The sequence below is a fragment of the Ligilactobacillus sp. Marseille-Q7487 genome (assembly GCF_949152225.1).
Classification (GTDB): domain Bacteria; phylum Bacillota; class Bacilli; order Lactobacillales; family Lactobacillaceae; genus Ligilactobacillus.
Genome location: NZ_CASCJC010000004.1, coordinates 1 through 2,732 on the forward strand (window position 1 = coordinate 1; position 2,732 = coordinate 2,732).

Genomic DNA, 2,732 nt, shown 5'->3' on the forward strand with positions numbered 1-2,732 from the left:
GAAAGTGGATTTGATTTACAAATTCCATTGACTAATAAGAATATAGCTGGTCACAAAATACAAGTGATTATGAGATATTCTGATAATGCAGATACAGGAGAAGGAAATTTTCAAGATAGTTGGTCGCAAGAATTTATACAATAGTATATAATAATATTTAATGAATGTAAGAGATGATAAGAACTTGTGTCAGAATTTTCTCCGAAAAGCTATGAAATAAAGACTCTTAGTCAAAGTGGACTGATAGAGCAGTCATCAAAAATTAAAGTTATTAATTTTGATTTTTGAGCTCTCTTTGCTGGTTTTACCAGTGAGGAGGGCTTTTTTGTTGGCTTATTTCGGAAAGAAAAAACACTTAAATAAGCCTATCCAAAGACTTAATTTGAATATTTTTATTTATAACTAATTAGGATGTTAATAAGAAAAATGCACAACCGTATATTGAAACCATAGTTAAGGCGTTTTAAAGTCTTGGTATGTGTATGAAGACTTTTGTGTTTAGAGTTGGAATATTTGTTTGTTAAAGCTAGGCAGATCCTTTATTTATATAAAAAAATGTTTATTTTATGAAGTTCCGTAGATATTTCACGAAGTAATTGAAAAACATCGGGTTGCTTTTTGTGATAAGTATAGATTAGCTTATTGATAATATTCATTTGTTAACTAACTTTAAATGTGGAGTTGGATAAATAATGTTTAACCTGTGTGGACATGGAAGTATGTTATCGAGTTTATTCTAACTGAATATCGTTAAATTTACTTTTTGAAAGGTATAAAAAATCAGGACTGTTAAAAATGTTAACAGTCCTGAAAAATTGAATTAAATATTATCGATTATTTTTTGTTTTAAAATTATTTGATTTTTTGTTGTGCCCATTGAGCACTGAATTGCTTACCGATTAATAAGTCGTATTGGATAAGACGATAGTCATATAATAATTGTTGTTGTTTAGGTGTTAAATCGTTTTCTTTGATAAATTTATTATCTTGATTTATTAAAAGACTGTCGGACCCTATATCTGCTCCAGTTATATTAGTACTGATGGTAGGTAATTCTTTAGAAACTTCTGTTAGTAATGCATAATATGGAGTAACTTTGTTATTTCCAACTTCCAATGCTAAGGCAGGAAATTCATATGGTCCAACTATTGGATTATCTAATTTTACAGTAGATCGATTGCTATATATAAAATAATCTGTTTCATGCATAGTCAGAGCATCTTTTTGAGGATTAAGGTTTGAATAGATTCCTGGTAGATGATCTCCGTACCATACAACAGTAATAGGTTTATCAATCTGGTTTATTTTATCTATAAAGTTTTTTAAAGCAACATCTGTCTTACTGATACCTTCAATATATCCTTCTATTTTTGAATTATTTTCGGATGTTACTGCTGCGCCACTTATTTTAAAATCGTTTTGATCATATTTTGCTATATCATACGGTTGATGATTTTGCATGGTTGATAATTGAATAAACGTAGAACCACTATTATTGGTAATTTGTTTTAGTAATTCTTCATAGGCAGATTCATCTGAAATAACTGAACTATTTCCTAGTCTATCAGTAAAAGATAATTTATCTTTACTATCTATATGATAAAAATGTTGAAAACCATATTTGTTAAATACTCCAATTCTGTTATAGAGATTTGCTGTATACGGATGAATGGCAATTTTATTATCAAATAGATTGGTAATGTTAGGAGCAATTTGTTGTCCAGGGACAATTTGATAGTATGGGGTTCCAGCATTTGGAACCAAGTTTCCTTGAGCCATACCGGATAAGGCCTGCCACTCCATGTTAGCAGTACCTCCGCCTAGTCCAGAGCTGACCATTAAACCGGATGAAGTTTGTTGTTTAAGATTTGTAATAAAAGGAATAGGATTATGATCGATATTCAATCCTGGAATGCGACTAGGATCACTAAAACTTTCACTTAAAATAAATACAACAGTTTGATTTTTTAGTGAGTTTGTTCGTTGCTGATTAATCTTGTTTGCGATTTTTGTGTATTTACGTTCTATATTCTTAATAGTAGTTTCATTATAGTTAGCTGGTTTTTTCATAGGACTACCTATAAAATCATTTGCAAATTGCAAGATAGGCCCATTTATTTTTGCACTTCCAGTTATATCCCAAGGAGTATCTTGATATTGTATGGCTTTAAATACCATAGTGCGTATTGTATTTGAATCATTTTTCCAAAATATTATTACTAGAAAACTTAAAGCCAGCAAGAATGTTAATATTCTTCTTTTAATTATTGGGTGTCTATACTTCATTTTAGGTTCTATTTTTCTTGAAACAATAACTGTTACTGCTAACAGTACTATTATAGATCCTATAACAGTATATATGGTTCCATGATTAACTAAGCTCATAATTTCAGGAAGATTTGATATAAATACCAAATCTGAGTGGAGAATAGGTTCATTGCGTATAGTCATTTTTAGATATTCTGCGACGGTTATTAATGTGGATACTAAAATAATGATAGATACTGAATAAATATATTTATTCGTTAATATGTACAACAAATAAAATACTGCCAAATAAATTAAACATGTGATAAATATTTTAGAACCTTGATATAATATGACAGAATTAAGTAAATCAATATTCACTTTAGCTTCCGTAGCTCGAACAACTAGAAATTGAATGACAGTTAAAAAATATATAATTAGGGTAATCAAAATAAGTCGTTTATTTTCAAAGATTATTTTCTTAC

At 29.2% G+C, this 2,732-nt stretch carries 1 protein-coding gene; it reads right to left on the reverse strand.

Translation table 11 applies throughout. The features are described 5' to 3' along the window. Positions 1-852: 852 nt before the first annotated feature. Positions 853-2,732: LTA synthase family protein (locus QM017_RS09185; protein WP_282709618.1), on the reverse strand; the 1,880-nt coding region annotated here is incomplete at its 5' end.